We start from the raw sequence: 15,401 nt of genomic DNA, 5'->3' as shown, positions 1-15,401 counted from the left end.
TTGTCCTATAGCGCCAGATCGTCCCGGTGGATCAACACGGCGCGACCAGGATAGCCCAGCGTTGCCTCGATCTCGGATGATTTACGCCCTTTTATCGCGTCCGCCTCTTGCGCGGTATATCGGCTGAGACCCTGCGCCAAACGCCGCGCCTGCGGGTCGATGATGGCCACAGGATCGCCGCGCTGAAAATCGCCGGTCACTTCGACAATACCTGCAGGCAGCAAGCTTTTGCCATTTCCAAGCGCACGCGCCGCGCCGGCATCCACCACAATCTCGCCACGTGGCTTCATCGCCGAGATCCAGCGTTTGCGCGCCGCGTGCGGATCGACAGTGGCCGTGAACCACGTGCAGTTCGCACCATTCTCAAGCGTATTCAACGGGTTCAAGGGCGATCCTTCGGTAATCGCCATATCGCAACCCGCTGCCGTCGCCATCTTGGCCGCCAGCAATTTAGTCTTCATCCCACCCTTGGAAAGGCCCGAACCAGCGTCACCGGCCATCGCCTCGATCTCGGGCGTGATGTCCTTAATCACATCATAGCGCGTGGCCGAGGCGTCCTCGGTCGGGTTCCCGGTATAGAACCCGTCCACATCCGACAGCAGGATCAGTTGATCGGCGCCGACTGTAACAGCGATTTGGGCCGCGAGGCGGTCATTGTCGCCATATCGGATCTCATCTGTGGCGACTGTATCGTTTTCGTTGACAATCGGGACAACACCCAGTCCCAACAGGGTCTCAAGCGTCGCGCGCGAGTTCAGATAGCGGCGGCGATCAGAACTGTCCTCTAGCGTGACAAGAACTTGCGCCGTGGTGATATTGTGCGGCGCAAGAGCCTCCTCATAAGCGCGGGCCAGCCGGATTTGACCGACAGCGGCAGCGGCCTGAGATTGTTCCAGCGGTAAGGTAGCCATCGGCAGGCCTAGAACCCCACGCCCCAGAGCAATCGACCCAGAGGACACCAGAATAACATCCGTCCCCTGCCCCTTTAGCCATGCCACGTCCTGCGCCAGCGAATGCAGCCAGTCGGACCGCAACAACCCAGTATCCCGATCCACTAGCAAGGCAGATCCGATCTTCACCACCAGACGTTTGGCCGAGGTCAGGGTTGCCAAGGCGCGGCCTCCTCGGTGGGTTTGTGGCGGAGGCGATTGTCGTCAATTTCCGCGCGCAGGGCGCGCAGAACCTCGGTCACGCCCAAATGTGCGACGCCAGACATAGTCATGACGGGTCCGCCTACGGCCTCTTCCAACTCGGCCTTAGCCAATTCGCGTTCCTCATCATCCAGTGCGTCGACCTTGTTCAGCACGGTGATCCGGGGCTTCTCGGCCAGCTCACCGCCGTAAGCCTCAAGCTCGTGAATGATGGTGCGGTAATCCTCGGCCACGGTTTCCGAGGTGCCATCGACCAGATGCAGCAAAACCGCGCAGCGTTCCACGTGGCCCAGAAAACGGTCGCCGATACCGCGCCCTTCATGGGCGCCTTCGATCAGGCCGGGGATGTCGGCCACAACGAATTCGACGCTATCCACGCCCACAACACCCAGATTGGGGTGCAGCGTGGTAAACGGATAATCGGCAATCTTGGGCCTTGCGTTCGAGGTGGCTGCCAGAAAGGTTGACTTGCCCGCATTGGGCATCCCCAGCAGCCCCACATCGGCGATCAGTTTCAGCCGCAGCCAGATGGTGCGGTCGATCCCCGCCTGACCCGGATTGGCCCGGCGCGGGGCCTGATTGGTGGCCGATTTAAAGTGCAGGTTGCCGAAACCGCCATTGCCACCCTTGGCCAGCAGCACGCGCTGCCCGACCTCGGTCAGATCGCAGATGACGGTCTCTTCGTCCTCGTCCAGAATCTCGGTCCCAACAGGTACGCGGAGGACAATGTCATCGCCATCCTTGCCGGTACGCTGCTGCCCACGACCAGGCTGACCGTTTTTGGCAAAGAAATGCTGCTGATAGCGGAAGTCGATTAGGGTGTTCAGGCTGTCCACAACCTCAACCCAGACGGAACCGCCCTTGCCGCCATCGCCGCCATCAGGGCCGCCATATTCGATGTATTTTTCGCGCCGAAAGCTGACGCAGCCGCCTCCACCGGCCCCGGACCGGATGTAGACCTTTGCAAGATCGAGAAATTTCATAGCTGTCCCCTACTGCAAAGGCCCCATCGGCCACAATTCAGAGTTTCTTTGTATATGTCCAGGTGGACACGTTCGCGTCACGCGCCACCGAATATGTTTCGGCGTCGCCCAGATATTCGAACCCGCAATGGGTCAAGACCCGCGCCGAGGCCGGGTTGTCCTGAAACACGCTGGCGAACATCGTGGCGTTTTCCAGCGGGTTCGCAGCAACCAGTGTTTCCACCGCCATCGAGGCTATCCCGGTGTTCCAATAGACCGGCGCGACCCAATAGCCCACCTCGGACTGGTTGCGATCCAGCCGCGTCAATGAGATCAGACCGATCAGTTCCGGCCCGCCATCCTTGGTGGCATCCATCGCCCAGACGTCTTCGTCCCGGTCCTCGGACATGGCGCGGGAAATAAAGGCTTCGATCGAACCGGGCGGCAACGGATGCGGAATCCGTGTGGTCATCCGCGCCACGCGCTCATCACCTGCATAATGTTCAATGAGACCCATATCCGACCGGCGCAACGGGCGTAGGTCGAACCGCTCGGCTTCAATCACCGGCTGGTTTATTATCGTCTCAAGCTTCATGAGTGCGGTCCTCCTCCGAACAACACGTAAATTGCGGACGCAATAGTAAAACCAATTACAGTCCACATCAGATATTTGCGGCCCAGACGATCTTCAACCGCGTGGGCAATCCGTCCCTGAAACAGGGGCGGTATTGTGCTTGCTGCGTGTGTCATCGGGCTCATAGGTCAAAACAGTGTTAAAAACGAGAAAAGGGACCGGCATTTTCTGCCGGTCCCCCATTTATTTCTAAACCTTTAGGGTTTCGGCTTACTCTGCGGCCTCCGCCACTGGCAGGACCGAAATAAAGGTGCGGTTCTTGAGTCCCTTGTGGAACTTCACGGCGCCATCAACAGTTGCAAAAATGGTGTGATCTTTGCCCATGCCCACGCCTTCGCCCGGCCAGAACTTGGTGCCGCGCTGACGTACGATGATGTTGCCTGCGATGGCCGCCTGGCCACCATAGAGTTTCACGCCAAGGCGGCGACCCGCTGAGTCGCGACCGTTACGGGAGGAACCGCCAGCTTTTTTATGTGCCATTCTCTCTCTCCTTAGCCTTGAGCCAGCTCTTTGGCTTGCTCAACCCATTCGGGCTTCACTTTGATGGTGTCGATAGCAGCAATCTGCTCGTCCGACAAGGCGGCTAGAGCGCTAAAGCTCTCGATACCTGCGTCGTTCAGCTTTTTGGCAGCGGCGGGGCCGACACCGTTCAGCTTGGTCAGATCGTCAGCAGCAGCCGCAGCGGCGGCGGGTGCTTCTGCCTTGGCTTCAGCTTTCTTGGCAGGCTTTGCAGCAGGTGCCGCTTCGCCAGCCGGTGCAGAACCGGTAGCTGCTTTGATGCCCGACTTGTCAGCGCCCGACGACAGGATGTCGGTGATTTTGACCAGTGTCAGTTTCTGACGGTGGCCAACGGTACGCTTCGAGCTGTGCTTACGACGGCGTTTGACGAACTTGATGACCTTGTCACCTTTGATCTGTTCGATCACTTCGGCCTGTACGCCTGCGCCTTCAACGAAAGGTGCGCCAACAACCGGAGCGTCACCGCCCAGCATCAGAACATCGTTGAATTGAACTTTTTCACCTGCGTCGGCAGCCAGCTTTTCAACGCGGAGGATATCACCCGCCTGAACCTTGTACTGCTTGCCGCCAGTCTTGAGGACCGCAAACATGCGTCTTTCCTTTGTCTAACCGCGTTCTGTGGTCCCCTTGCGGGTGTTGCCGGCTTTCGCCACCTCGAACAGCGCGCCCTTTTCGGGCCGTGTGACGACCCTTGGGATAGTCCCGATGGGTCAATAATAACGAGACCCGGCGCGGAGGAACCGGCCGGGATGCGCGCTTATCCATAGAATGCAGGACAAAGTCAACATCAAAAACAACTCAAAGATCAGAGCCGCGCAGTACCTGTGAAACTGCAAGACCCAACCGGTAATAGATCTTGTCATAGGTGCGGTCGAAACTGTCGAAAAAGGCCTCGTTCACGGCGCGGCCGGTCTGGGTCCGCGAAAAGGCGATGTTCTCGCGCAGTTGCGCCTCGTCCAGGGGTTGATAGGCCATCAGAAGGAAAGAATACAGCCACGTACGCGTTTCTTGCGTGATGGCGTCTTTTTCAGCGAGAAGCTGGGCCAGAACCTCGCCATCATCGCCGCCAATTTTGGAATTCAAGCCTCGGAAAAAGTTATAATCTGCGCTCACGGCGCTTTTAACATTCTTCTCGATCAACTCGTTGACCTCGATATACTCATCCACCAGTTGGAAGAATGTGCTGTCCTGATCCTGTGCGGAATACGCGTCTTGCGCCATCTCTTCTATGGTGTCGTCCTGAAAAGCCTGACGGGCAGAGTTTTCAAGCCGCACAACGGTCTGTCCCAGATCGCTTTCGAAAAACAGCACGGCGCGTTCCATTTGGCTGTCTGACAGCGTTTCCACAAAGGCGGTGGAAAACTGGTCGCGCATCCAGTCGGGATCATAGATCATATCGACCTGTGTTGCGAAATAGGCCCCGCCTGCCCCGTCCAGCATCGTTGTGTTGATCTCTTGCGCCTGCATCTGCCCTTCGTGGCGCAGCAGTTCGATCACCTCGTCCATGTGCAGGGCCGTCATCAAACGGTCAATCTGCTCGGCGACCGCTGGGGTCACACTCAGGGCAAGTGAAAGGACGGCCGCCAGCAGTCGCATCAGATGTCCTGTGCTGGGTGAAGATCGGCCATCCGCGCGGCCAGAACTTCGAATTTCATCGCCATGATTTCATATTGGATGGCATTGAGCAGCTCATAGACCTCTTGCATCAAGGGTTGTTCTAATGCGTCAGCATAGGCGGTCACGTCGGCATCCGAGAAATCCTGATACGTGTAGGCCGCGCCAGCCAGTGCCGAAAGCTGAATGGCTTGCCGCATGGCGCCTTCGTTCTGTTTCATCAACTCACGCAGATCGCCCGCATCCATTTGCAGGTCGATCACACCGGACGCGCTTGCGGCCAGCAGAAACCGGATCTGGATTTCCTGCAGCGCCCGCAGCGCGGTGCCGCTGGAATCGATCGCATTGTTCATGCGCTTCAACTCTTCGACCCGCTGTGACCCTTGCTGAATCAGGTCGGCGACGATCTTCTGGCCCTCCAACTGCTTGGCATCTTCGTCTTCGTGGATATGAGCGGCGTTTTCCGCCACGACCAGCCGCTGCCCCAGATCCGAGGCATAGAATTCGACCGCGTGTGTCAGCGCCTCATTGCTGAGCGTTTGTTCCAGAATAGCCACTGCGGTTTCATGCATATCATCAGTGTCGAACACCTCTTCGGTCAGACGCGCCCAGTCCGACCCGAACCCTTCGGGATCAATCCCCAACATCTGCGGAGCCGAGGCCGAGGCCAGCGCGATACTTTGCAGCGCGACGTCAAAGCCTGTGGTGGTCAGAAACGCTTCAATCCGGTCGCGATCCGCTGTGGCCGCATGGGACGGCAACGCGGCCAGCGCGAAAAGAAGCAGTGAAACGGGCAATGCGAAGAAGCGAGCGATATGTGTCATGGACATAGACCCTAGGTGATTTACGCCATCAGGCAATGGAAAATCCCAGAAGAGTGAATTTGGGGAATTTTCTGCTTGCACCCCTGCGCGTTCCTCACTAAATCCCCCCCTCACAGACCCCCGCGGAGAGGTGCCGGAGTGGTCGAACGGGGCGGTCTCGAAAACCGTTGTGGGTGCAAGCCCACCCAGGGTTCGAATCCCTGTCTCTCCGCCACTTTCCCTAGTGACGCCCAATTCCGAAACACCCGCCGGACGGCGTGTTCTTGCCTGCTGGTTGGGCCGTATCGGCACAAGGTAGCCCAATTCGCTTGGGTGACGCTTGGCGCACGTAATTCCCCTTGGGCAATGCATATATTCAAATCATCTTAAGTTTATAAAACTAAAGGAGATTCGTAAGATGCAGAAACTAATTCCAGCCATCCTTGTGGCAGCGATCGTGGCGGGCGGTTATTATTACCTCAATACGTCAGAGGCGCCCGAACCGGCAACGGCGACGGCCCCGGATGAGACACCCTCTGAGACCATTGGGGAAACAGCCAGCCAGCTTGTTGATCAGGCTGGTCAGGAAGTCGCCGCTCTGGCCAATCAGGGGCAGGACTTGATGAACCAATGGATCGAAGAAGGAATGCTGACCGTTCAGAATTTCGACTACGATACCCTTATGGCCTCGGTTCAGGACAGCGATCTGGCGCAGGACATCAAAACACAGGCCACAGCTATCTTGGAGGAGATCAAGGCCTCGCCCGAAACGCTTGCCGCGAAAATTCAGGAACTGCGAGAGTTGTTGAACGCAAATTGAGTTCTGCAATTGCCTGCGCCGTTGCGCGACGTAAGCTTTGCCCTGCGTTGACCCTTGCCGGATCACGTGATTGGCTGGCCTGAGGGTTACAATGCCGAAAGACGTTTTTGTATCAAACCATACACGGGATGCTTCAAGCTGTTGTTTTCAGAGGATTGAAATGAACACACCGCCATCAACCATGTTTGCCGTTGTTCAGACACAGGACGGGTATTCAGGAACGGCCACCGGCCCAGTATTGGAAGACGCCGCAGAATGGTTGAGTGAAGCGGAGTTGCCGGTGCCCGCTCCGGGCCCCGGTCAGGTGTTGATCAGGCTGCGCGCGGCCTCGGTAAATCCGTCGGATATTCACTTTATCAAAGGAGAATACGGCCAGCCCCGCGTTAAGGGAGCCGCCGCAGGGTTTGAGGGATGCGGCGATGTGGTTGCGACAGGTGCCGGGGCCGAAGTCCTGAACGGTCAGCGTGTGGCCTTCGTTGCGGCGGGCGCCGGGGCGTGGGCTGAATATGTGGTGACACAGGCGATGATGTGCATCCCCCTGAGGCCCGAGATTTCGGATGAGGACGGCTCGGCCCAGATCGTGAACCCGATGACGGCCATGGCGATGGTGGATATCGCGCGAAATGCCGGCGAGGCTTTCATAGTCTCTGCCGCGACAAGCCAGTTGGGCAAGCTGATGTGCAGTTTGGGTCGCGATCTGGGCCTGAAACCCATTGCCATCGTGCGCCGGGCGGATGCGGTAGACAGTCTGAAGTATCTTGGCGCGCATGAGGTTCTGGTGACGTCTGACCCGGACATGCCGAAAAAACTAACCGACTTGAGTCACGCTCTGAAACCGCGCGTTTTCCTGGATGCGGTGGCCGACCAGATATCCGAGCAGGTGTTTTGTGCAATGCCAAATGGCGCGCGCTGGGTGTGCTATGGCAAGCTCAGCCCCGATCTGCCCAAACTGACCCAGATGGGCCAGATGATTTTCATGGGTAAGCAGATCGAAGGCTTCTGGCTAACCAAGTGGATGACCACCACCCCGCCCGCCGATCAGATGCGGGTTGTGGCCGAGGTTCAGGCACGTTTCGCCGATGGTCGGTGGAAAACAGATGTTGCAGACCGCCTGCCGCTCAGAAACGTGGTGTCAGATCTGGCCCATGCGCTAAAAAAGAGTGACGGAAAGGTGATTGTCACCCCATAGTAGAACAAAGCCCTTTGGTCATCGTGGCCGAGGGGGACGAAGAATGCCGGACAAACCGGTATTGGGAGGTGAAGTTGGATAACGCGCAGCTGCTGATTAGCGGGCTGGCGAATGGCTGTGTCTACGGCCTGATCGCACTCGGTTTTGTTCTGATCTACAAAGCGACCGAGGCGGTGAATTTCGCGCAGGGCGATTTCATGATGCTGGGCGCGTTCGTCACCATCGGCCTGACCAATACCGAATATATGGGGCTGCCATTCTGGTTGGCGCTACCAATCTCATTGGGGATTATGGGAGCGTTGGGATATCTGCTTGATCGGTTGATCATCCGACGGCTGTTCGGAGAAAGTCAGACGGCTGTGGTAATCCTGACCATCGCCTTGGGCTTTGTGATCCGGTTTGTGGCCGGGTTGATCTGGGGGCACGAGCCGCAGACGCTTCAGAACCCGCTGGCCGGGAAAGAGGTGCGGTTCGGCGGGCTGGTGCTGGGGATGGAGGATGTGGCCGTCATCATCGTCACCATCCTGCTGACATGGGCGCTGTATGTTTTCTTCAGCCGGACCAAGTTAGGGCTGGCAATGCAAGGCGCCTCTCAAAACCAGTTGGCCGCTTACTACATGGGCGTTCCGGTCAAGCGGGTGCAAGGGTTTATCTGGGGTCTTGCGGGCGTGGTCGCTGGGATCGCGGGTATCCTGTTTGCCGCCAAGGGGTCGGTCGATCCGACCACGGGTCTGCTGGGGATCAAGGCGTTTGCCGCCGCCGTGATCGGCGGGTTCGGCAGCCTCCCCGGCGCACTGGCCGGAGGGTTGATCGTCGGTGTCATCGAACCCTTTGCCAGTCGCTATATCGCAGCAGGCTACAGCCAGATTGCGCCGTATGCGCTGTTGCTGGCTGTGCTGATCTTCCGCCCCAACGGGCTGTTTAGTCAGGTTCGGGTCAAGAAGGTTTAGGCAGATGCGGATTGTATTCAAAACCGACTACATGCAGGATATCCGGCCATGGAAAGATGGCCATCAATTGGTCCTTTATCTGATCCTACTGGCGGTGGTGGCTGCGGCCCCGTGGTGGTTGGACGATTTCTATCTGGGTGAACTGACAAACGTCCTGATCTGGGCCATCGCAGGTCTGGGCCTGATGGTTCTGACAGGCCACACGGGGCAAGTCAGTCTGGGTCACGCGGCTTTCCTGGCCTTTGGGTGCTATGCTAACGTCATCCTGCTTGAGGCGGGCGTGCCCTTCCTGATCGCCTTTCCGCTGGCTGGTATCCTGACCGGTATTGCGGGCGTGACTGTCGCGATCCCTGCCCTGCGGTTGCATGGCATTTATCTGGCAATCTTTACCATGGCCCTGTCCATCCTGATGGATGATGTCATCGTCTTGGCCGAGCCGATCACCGGCGGCGTTGGTGGCAAGTTCATCGGAGGCGTCGACATCTTTGGCCTGACGATCGACCGCTGGGGCACTCCGGTACATTTCTTCTGGCTGGTGCTGGTGGTCGCCGTTCTGGTGACGCTGGGTTTTATTAACTTGCTGCGCGCGCCTTTGGGACGCAGTTTCATCGCCGTGCGCGATTCCGAGGTTTCGGCGCAGGCGATGGGTGTCGATATCGCGCGCACCAAGATGATATCTTTCGCTTTGTCTTGTGCCGTCACCGGATGGGCGGGTGCGCTGATGGGGATGTTCTCGGGCGCGTTCAACAACGAGACGTTCAGTGTCGTGATCTCGATCCAGTTGCTGATGATGATCGTGATCGGCGGGCTCGGGTCGATCCACGGCGCGTTTCTGGGCGCGATCATCGTGGGGTTCCTGCCGCAATTCTTGTCGATTTCAAAGGAATATGTGGGTGCCCTGTTCGGCGGCAATACCGTCGCCATTCCGGGGCTGGAATTCGGCATCTTCGGCATGATCCTAATTGCCTTCATCCTGTTTGAACCGATGGGCATGTATGGCCGATGGCTGAAAATACGCACGTGGTTCGAGCTTTTCCCGTTCTACCGCAAGGACATGTTCAAGCGTCAGAAATCCTACCTCAAGACGGAGCGCCTGAGATGAGCCTGCTCGCGTTCCAGAACGTAACCCTGAAATTCGGTGGCCTCACGGCGGTGAATGACTTGTCCTTTTCGGTCGAAGAAGGCGAGGTCTTTGCCATTGTCGGCCCCAACGGCGCAGGTAAGTCGACGGTATTCAACCTGATCTCACGCTTCTACGATCCGTTCGCCGGGTCGATCCGTTTTGACGGACATGATTTGCTACAGGTCAAACCCTCTGGCGTGGCAGCCTATGGCGTGGCGCGGACGTTCCAGAATATCGAACTGTTTGAACATGCCACCGTGTTGCAGAACCTGCTGGTCGGACGGCACCGCCATCGAAAAACAAACCTGATATCAGAGGTTCTGTTCCTGCCCTCGGCCCGGCGGCAAGAGCTGGAAAACCGCGAAAAGGTCGAAGAGATCATAGATTTCCTCGACCTGCAGGCCTACCGCGACAAGATGATCTCTGGCCTGCCTTACGGCGTCCGCAAAGTGGTCGAGGTTGCCCGTGCACTGGCCACGGAACCGAAACTGTTGTTGCTGGACGAACCTGCATCCGGCCTGTCAGTCGAGGAGACGTCGGATCTGCGCTGGTGGATCGACGATATCCGCAGGCAGATGGGGATTACGGTGCTGATGGTGGAACATGACATGGGGCTTGTTTCGGGCGTGTCTGACCGCGTGTTGGCGATGGCTGATGGTGCGATGCTGGCGCTGGGAACACCGGCCCAGGTGCAATCACACCCGGCTGTGGTCGAGGCCTATCTGGGAAAAGCCTCATGAGCGCGCCGATCCTGACCATCCGCAATGTCGAAAGCTTCTACGGCCCGATCATGGCCATTCGCGGCGTGTCGCTGGATGTGCATCCGGGGCAGATCGTATCGATCCTGGGCGCAAACGGCGCAGGCAAGACTACGCTGATGAAGACTGTGTCCGGGGTGATGGACCCCGAAAAAGGCAAGATCACCTTTGACGGTGAAGAAATCCAAGGGTCCGAGCCGCATAAGGTCGTGCAAAAAGGCATCGTCCATGTCCCCGAAGGGCGCGAGGTGTTCCCTCTGATGACCGTGGACGAAAACCTCAGCCTCGGGGCCTATACGGCGACCGATAAGGGGCAGATCGACCATGACCGCGAGCTGGTGTTCTCTTACTTTCCGATCCTGAAAGAGCGCCGCAATCAAGAGGCCGGAACCCTGTCGGGCGGACAGCAGCAGATGCTGGCCATCGGGCGCGGGCTGATGGCGAACCCCAAGATCATGCTGCTGGACGAGCCCTCGCTAGGTCTGTCGCCGCTGCTGGTGCAGGAGATTTTCGGCATCCTCAAACGCCTGAATGACGAACAGAACATGACGATGATGCTGGTCGAACAGAACGCCAATGCGGCGCTGGAACTGGCCCATCATGGCTATGTGATGGAGGTCGGCCGTATCGTCATGGACGGGGCGGCGGATGTGTTGATGCAATCCGAGGACATCCAGAATTTTTATCTGGGCGTGCAGGAAGACGGCGCGCGGGAAAACCGCCGCTGGAAACGCAAGAAAACCTGGAGGTAAGCGGCATGAATATCAGCACCCTGCCCCCTCAGACCAAGATCAACGGCATCCAGTTCAACGCTACCCCCGGCCAACGCCCCGTGCTGGTGGATGAATGCATGACGATCTGCGCGTTGTTTCAGAAACGCTGCGCCGATTTGGGCGACCGCACTGCACATCGGGAAAAGGATTTCGGCATATGGAAGTCCTATTCCTGGGCCGATTACTGGCAACATGCCAAGTGGATCGGGCTGGCCTTACGGAAGCTGGGGCTGCAACGGGGCGAGGTTGTCTCAATCCTGTCCGAGGACCGCAAGGAATGGGCGTGGTTCGATATGGGCATCCAATGTGTGGGCGGCATTGCTTCGGGCATCTACACCACCGATTCTGCCAAACAATTGAAATACCTTGTGAATGACAGCGACAGCCGCTTTCTTGTGGTCGAGAACGAAGAACAGTTGGACAAGTTCTTCGAGGTCGAAACCGAGCTTCCCGGTCTGCTGAACGTCATCATCCTCGAGGATGAGGGCCTGCATGATCTAAGCCACGACCGCTGCTTGATGATTGGCGATCTGTATGACATCGGACGACGGGCTGAAGCCGAAGAGCCTGACCGGTTCGAAGCCGAGATCGCCCTGGCCTCGCCGCAGGACACGGCTCTGTTGGTCTACACCTCGGGCACCACTGGGGCGCCTAAGGGCGCGATGCTGAGTCACGAGAACATCCTGGCCGCGATTGAATGCGGTGCGCACGCCCTGCCCTCGCTGGAAACGGATGAGCAGCTTTGCTTTCTGCCGCTGTGCCATATCCTGGAACGTGATGTATCGGTTTACCTGCCGCTTGCGTCGAAATGCGTGGTGAATTTCGCCGAAAGCCCCGAAACCGTGTTTGCGAACCTGCAAGAGGTCTCGCCCAGCACCTTTACCGCCGTCCCGCGGGTGTGGGAGAAGATCTATTCTCAGGTTCAGATTCTGGCGCAGGACGCCACCCCCGCAGGGCGCGCCGCCTTTGGGATGGCCGTGAAAGCGGGTATGGCGCGGGCCGAGTATATCCTGGCCGGAAAGCCGGTGCCCGCCGCTGTGAGCGCGCAGTTCTGGCTGTGGGACCGTTTGGTTATGCGCAATCTGCGGCGGATGCTGGGGCTAGACCGGATGCGGCGTGGCGGCACCGGAGCGGCGCCCATCTCGGCTAACCTTCTGAAATGGTTCTGGTCCATCGGGGTGCCCATTGTCGAAGGGTTCGGGATGACCGAAACCTCGGGTCTGGCGACGCTGAACACGACCGAGCACAACAAAATCGGCACCATTGGCCGCGCGGTGCCGGGCAATGATGTGCGTATTGCAGATGACGGTGAAATTCAGATCAAAGGTTTGAATGTTTTTCAGGGCTATTGGCGCAACAATGCCAAAACCGCCGAGACCTTCACCGCCGATGGCTGGCTGCGCACAGGCGATATGGGGCAGATCGACGGTGACGGCTATGTGACAATCACCGGGCGACTGAAAGACATCATCATCACGGCGGGCGGCAAGAACATCACCCCGGCCGAGATCGAAAGCCGCTTGAAATTTAGCCCCTATATCTCGGACGCTGTTATAATCGGCGACCAACGCAAGTTTCTGACGGCGCTGATAATGATCGACCAGGAGAACGTCGAGAAGTTTGCGCAGGACCGCAAAGTTCCGTTTTCGAACTTCGCCTCACTCTGTGCTGCGCCTGAGGTACGCGATCAGATCGGGGCAGAAGTCGACGCGGTAAACAAGGAATTTGCGCGGGTCGAACAGATCAAGGATTTCCGCCTGATCAACGTGTTGCTGACCGCCGATGACGAAGAGCTGACGGCCACTATGAAGCTGAAACGCAGCTTTGTGGAAAAGAAACACGCAGATCTCATTGAAGATATGTACAATTAGATAAGGGTTTACCCAAAGGGAGGAGAAACATGAGGAACGTGATCAAACGGCTGGCCACCGCCACCGCTTTGGCGGCTGCGGCAACTGTTGCAGGTGCTGAGACACAAGGTGTTAGCGACGATGAGATCGTCATCGGCTCGGTCAACGATCTGAGCGGTATTTTCGCTGCCGTCGGAGTTCCGGCCACCAAGGGCGCAAATGTAGTGTTTGACCGCGTGAATGCCGAAGGCGGCGTGCACGGGCGCAGAATCCGTTTCGTGGTTGAGGATAACGGCTATCAGATGCCGCGCGCGATGCAGGGCTATAACAAGCTGCTGAACCGCGACAAGGTGTTTGCCATGCTGCAGTCACTGGGCACGCCGATGAACGTGGCCGGATTCAAACTGCTGGACCCGAAAGGTATTCCCAACGTTGCGCCTCTGACAGCCGCACGGCAAATGCTGCAAGAGCCGATGAAGAATAAGTTTACCTCGTTCTCCACTTATTTTGATCAGGCCCGGATAGGGGTGAAATATCTGAACGGCGAATTCGGATCACAATCCGTGTGCACCATGTACCTGCCCACCGATTTCGGCGAAGAAATTCTGGAAGGCAGCAAAGCAGGGGCGGAAGAGGCCGGTATCGCATTTGTAGCTGAAACAACGCACAAACCGGATGAGACGGATTTCGTCGGCTCTCTTAGCAAGCTCAAGGAGGAAGGCTGCGATATCGTCACAATGGCTTTGGGAGTGCGGCAGGCTATCACCGTGGTTGGCACGGCCAAAAAGATGGGGCTAGCGGATATGAAGTTCCTTGGTACTTCGGCCAGTTTCCTGACCGTGGTTGCGCAAGTACCCGGTGGCGTAACCGATGGGTTCTATGCAGCGGCCTCCTGGCTGGACCTCTGGGCTCGCGCGGAAGAGCCTGCCCCGGCCGCATTCATCGCCGAATACAAGGAGGCTACGGGCGAAGACCCTGTCGGTTTCTCGATGCTAGGTTATTCGGCCGCCGAGATGATGGTCAAAGCGCTAGAGGCCGCAGGCCCTGACCTGACCCATGACAGCTTTATCGCGGCCATGGAGTCCCTGAACTACAAGGATGATCTGGTCGGAAACCAGATCACCTATGGTCCAGACGACCATCAGGGCGCGGATACTGTCTTTGTCAGCGTTGTCGAAGATGGGGCCTGGAAACTGGTCTACGAAGAATAAACCAAAGAAAAAGGGCTCGCCGAGGCGAGCCCTTTCCAATTCGGTGTCCGTGGCGATTAACGCTTCGAGAACTGGAACGAACGACGCGCTTTGCGCTTACCGTATTTCTTACGTTCCACAACGCGGCTGTCGCGGGTCAGGAAGCCAGCGGCTTTCAGCGCGCCACGCAGCGAGGGATCATAGAGCTGCAGCGCTTTCGAGATGCCGTGCTTGACCGCACCGGCCTGACCGGTCAGGCCACCGCCTTTTACGGTCGCAACAACGTCGAACTCACCTTCTACACCGGCAACCTGGAACGGCTGGCGCAGGATCAGCTGCAGAACGGGACGAGCAAAGTACTTGTCCTGGTCCTTGCCGTTCACGGTGACTTTGCCGGAACCCGGCTTGATCCAAACGCGTGCAACAGCGTCTTTACGCTTGCCGGTGGCGTAGGAACGGCCCAGCTCGTCGCGCACGGGTTCACGCACGATGACTTCTTCGGCCACGGTTTCAACGCCTGCGACGGCGCTCAGCTCTTCGAGAGTATTGATCTGATCAGCCATCGGTCATTAGCTCCGGGTGTTTTTCTTGTTCATGGACTTAACGTCCAGAACTTCGGGCGCTTGCGCCTCATGGGGATGATCGCCACCGGCGTAAACGCGCAGGTTGGTCATCTGCTTGCGCGCCAGACGGTTGCCCGGCAGCATGCGCTTGACGGCCTGAACGACAACGCGCTCAGGATGTGCACCTTCCAGGATCTGCTGTTTGGTGCGCGACTTGATGCCGCCCGGGTGGCCAGTGTGCCAGTAGAAGTTCTCTTCGCGCTTCTTGCCGGTCATCTGGATTTTGTCAGCGTTGATCACGATAACATTGTCGCCCATGTCCATGTTCGGGGTGAACGACGCTTTGTGCTTGCCACGCAGGCGCATGGCGACGATCGAAGCAAGACGACCCAGAACAACGCCCTCGGCGTCGATCAGGATCCATTTCTTGTCGATGTCTGCAGGTGTTGCAGAAAAGGTTTTCATGGCAGGATAGTCCTGTTTGATGTGAAAGACCGCCCCC

17 protein-coding genes and 1 tRNA gene are annotated in these 15,401 nt (G+C 57.9%); 9 read left to right on the top strand and 9 right to left on the bottom strand.

The genetic code is table 11. The features are described from left to right. Positions 1-5: 5 nt before the first annotated feature. The 7 genes from proB to ACR0C5_RS00725 form a co-directional block, all read right to left on the bottom strand. Positions 6-1,112 (bottom strand): glutamate 5-kinase, encoded by a 1,107-nt coding sequence (gene proB / locus ACR0C5_RS00755; RefSeq protein ID WP_170786742.1) that lies wholly within the window; start codon positions 1,110-1,112, stop codon positions 6-8. Further along, positions 1,100-2,134, bottom strand: a complete 1,035-nt coding sequence (gene obgE / locus ACR0C5_RS00750) for a GTPase ObgE (protein WP_480504327.1) — start codon at positions 2,132-2,134, stop codon at positions 1,100-1,102. Before obgE ends, proB begins: the two co-directional genes overlap by 13 nt. A 37-nt stretch (positions 2,135-2,171) precedes the next feature. Further along, complete coding sequence (locus ACR0C5_RS00745; protein WP_480873805.1) at positions 2,172-2,708, bottom strand: GNAT family N-acetyltransferase; 537 nt, start codon at positions 2,706-2,708, stop codon at positions 2,172-2,174. 249 nt (positions 2,709-2,957) lie between these two features. Continuing rightward, positions 2,958-3,227 (bottom strand): 50S ribosomal protein L27, encoded by a 270-nt coding sequence (rpmA, locus tag ACR0C5_RS00740; protein WP_010440093.1) that lies wholly within the window; start codon positions 3,225-3,227, stop codon positions 2,958-2,960. Between the two features lie 11 nt (positions 3,228-3,238). Then, positions 3,239-3,856, bottom strand: coding sequence for a 50S ribosomal protein L21 (locus tag ACR0C5_RS00735; protein WP_480873802.1), 618 nt, complete (start codon positions 3,854-3,856; stop codon positions 3,239-3,241). Between the two features lie 208 nt (positions 3,857-4,064). Further along, complete coding sequence (locus ACR0C5_RS00730; protein ID WP_480873799.1) at positions 4,065-4,862, bottom strand: DUF2059 domain-containing protein; 798 nt, start codon at positions 4,860-4,862, stop codon at positions 4,065-4,067. Next, positions 4,862-5,704 carry a DUF2059 domain-containing protein gene (locus tag ACR0C5_RS00725; protein WP_170769732.1) on the bottom strand — a complete coding sequence of 281 codons (843 nt, stop codon included), beginning with the start codon at positions 5,702-5,704 and terminating at the stop codon, positions 4,862-4,864. Before ACR0C5_RS00725 ends, ACR0C5_RS00730 begins: the two co-directional genes overlap by 1 nt. Positions 5,705-5,828: 124 nt before the next feature. On the opposite strand from ACR0C5_RS00725, the gene ACR0C5_RS00720 reads away from it, so the two are divergent. The 9 genes from ACR0C5_RS00720 to ACR0C5_RS00680 all read left to right on the top strand — a co-directional run bounded on the left by ACR0C5_RS00720 (position 5,829) and on the right by ACR0C5_RS00680 (position 14,357). Continuing rightward, positions 5,829-5,918, top strand: a tRNA-Ser gene (locus ACR0C5_RS00720). Positions 5,919-6,101: 183 nt separating this feature from the next. Further along, positions 6,102-6,503, top strand: a complete 402-nt coding sequence (locus ACR0C5_RS00715; RefSeq protein ID WP_170769731.1) for a hypothetical protein — start codon at positions 6,102-6,104, stop codon at positions 6,501-6,503. A 160-nt stretch (positions 6,504-6,663) separates the two neighbouring features. Next, positions 6,664-7,692: an alcohol dehydrogenase catalytic domain-containing protein gene (locus ACR0C5_RS00710; protein WP_170769730.1), complete on the top strand. Its 1,029-nt coding sequence runs from the start codon at positions 6,664-6,666 to the stop codon at positions 7,690-7,692. A 74-nt stretch (positions 7,693-7,766) separates the two neighbouring features. Continuing rightward, a complete protein-coding gene (locus tag ACR0C5_RS00705) occupies positions 7,767-8,642 on the top strand; it encodes a branched-chain amino acid ABC transporter permease (RefSeq protein ID WP_170786729.1) in 876 nt (291 codons plus the stop codon). Between the two features lie 4 nt (positions 8,643-8,646). Continuing rightward, complete coding sequence (locus ACR0C5_RS00700) at positions 8,647-9,744, top strand: branched-chain amino acid ABC transporter permease (protein ID WP_170769728.1); 1,098 nt, start codon at positions 8,647-8,649, stop codon at positions 9,742-9,744. Continuing rightward, on the top strand, positions 9,741-10,505 hold the full coding sequence (locus tag ACR0C5_RS00695; RefSeq protein ID WP_480873795.1) for an ABC transporter ATP-binding protein: 765 nt from the start codon (positions 9,741-9,743) through the stop codon (positions 10,503-10,505). Before ACR0C5_RS00700 ends, ACR0C5_RS00695 begins: the two co-directional genes overlap by 4 nt. Continuing rightward, positions 10,502-11,275, top strand: a complete 774-nt coding sequence (locus ACR0C5_RS00690; protein WP_480873792.1) for an ABC transporter ATP-binding protein — start codon at positions 10,502-10,504, stop codon at positions 11,273-11,275. The genes ACR0C5_RS00695 and ACR0C5_RS00690 overlap by 4 nt, the downstream gene beginning before the upstream one ends. Positions 11,276-11,280: 5 nt before the next feature. After that, a complete protein-coding gene (locus ACR0C5_RS00685) occupies positions 11,281-13,167 on the top strand; it encodes an AMP-dependent synthetase/ligase (protein ID WP_480873789.1) in 1,887 nt (628 codons plus the stop codon). Positions 13,168-13,196: 29 nt separating this feature from the next. Continuing rightward, complete coding sequence (locus tag ACR0C5_RS00680; RefSeq protein ID WP_480873787.1) at positions 13,197-14,357, top strand: ABC transporter substrate-binding protein; 1,161 nt, start codon at positions 13,197-13,199, stop codon at positions 14,355-14,357. Between the two features lie 56 nt (positions 14,358-14,413). Here ACR0C5_RS00680 and rpsI read toward each other — a convergent pair whose 3' ends face one another. Then, on the bottom strand, positions 14,414-14,899 hold the full coding sequence (gene rpsI, locus ACR0C5_RS00675) for a 30S ribosomal protein S9 (protein ID WP_039535473.1): 486 nt from the start codon (positions 14,897-14,899) through the stop codon (positions 14,414-14,416). A 6-nt stretch (positions 14,900-14,905) separates the two neighbouring features. Beyond that, positions 14,906-15,364, bottom strand: coding sequence for a 50S ribosomal protein L13 (gene rplM, locus ACR0C5_RS00670; RefSeq protein ID WP_170711488.1), 459 nt, complete (start codon positions 15,362-15,364; stop codon positions 14,906-14,908). Positions 15,365-15,401: the final 37 nt, after the last annotated feature.

Source organism: Ruegeria sp. N8 (assembly GCF_056531325.1).
The sequence above is the reverse complement of the archived record's forward strand: the minus strand, read 5'-3'. Positions and strand labels throughout refer to the sequence as shown.

What these genes read in the sequence shown, in the direction of transcription:
- obgE (WP_480504327.1), bottom strand. Translation starts at nt 2,134, where the DNA reads ATGAAATTTCTCGATCTTGCAAAGGTCTACATCCGGTCCGGGGCCGGT.
- ACR0C5_RS00745 (WP_480873805.1), bottom strand. Translation starts at nt 2,708, where the DNA reads ATGAAGCTTGAGACGATAATAAACCAGCCGGTGATTGAAGCCGAGCGG.
- rpmA (WP_010440093.1), bottom strand. Translation starts at nt 3,227, where the DNA reads ATGGCACATAAAAAAGCTGGCGGTTCCTCCCGTAACGGTCGCGACTCA.
- ACR0C5_RS00735 (WP_480873802.1), bottom strand. Translation starts at nt 3,856, where the DNA reads ATGTTTGCGGTCCTCAAGACTGGCGGCAAGCAGTACAAGGTTCAGGCG.
- ACR0C5_RS00730 (WP_480873799.1), bottom strand. Translation starts at nt 4,862, where the DNA reads ATGCGACTGCTGGCGGCCGTCCTTTCACTTGCCCTGAGTGTGACCCCA.
- ACR0C5_RS00725 (WP_170769732.1), bottom strand. Translation starts at nt 5,704, where the DNA reads ATGACACATATCGCTCGCTTCTTCGCATTGCCCGTTTCACTGCTTCTT.
- ACR0C5_RS00715 (WP_170769731.1), top strand. Translation starts at nt 6,102, where the DNA reads ATGCAGAAACTAATTCCAGCCATCCTTGTGGCAGCGATCGTGGCGGGC.
- ACR0C5_RS00710 (WP_170769730.1), top strand. Translation starts at nt 6,664, where the DNA reads ATGAACACACCGCCATCAACCATGTTTGCCGTTGTTCAGACACAGGAC.
- ACR0C5_RS00700 (WP_170769728.1), top strand. Translation starts at nt 8,647, where the DNA reads ATGCGGATTGTATTCAAAACCGACTACATGCAGGATATCCGGCCATGG.
- ACR0C5_RS00695 (WP_480873795.1), top strand. Translation starts at nt 9,741, where the DNA reads ATGAGCCTGCTCGCGTTCCAGAACGTAACCCTGAAATTCGGTGGCCTC.
- ACR0C5_RS00690 (WP_480873792.1), top strand. Translation starts at nt 10,502, where the DNA reads ATGAGCGCGCCGATCCTGACCATCCGCAATGTCGAAAGCTTCTACGGC.
- ACR0C5_RS00685 (WP_480873789.1), top strand. Translation starts at nt 11,281, where the DNA reads ATGAATATCAGCACCCTGCCCCCTCAGACCAAGATCAACGGCATCCAG.
- ACR0C5_RS00680 (WP_480873787.1), top strand. Translation starts at nt 13,197, where the DNA reads ATGAGGAACGTGATCAAACGGCTGGCCACCGCCACCGCTTTGGCGGCT.
- rpsI (WP_039535473.1), bottom strand. Translation starts at nt 14,899, where the DNA reads ATGGCTGATCAGATCAATACTCTCGAAGAGCTGAGCGCCGTCGCAGGC.
- rplM (WP_170711488.1), bottom strand. Translation starts at nt 15,364, where the DNA reads ATGAAAACCTTTTCTGCAACACCTGCAGACATCGACAAGAAATGGATC.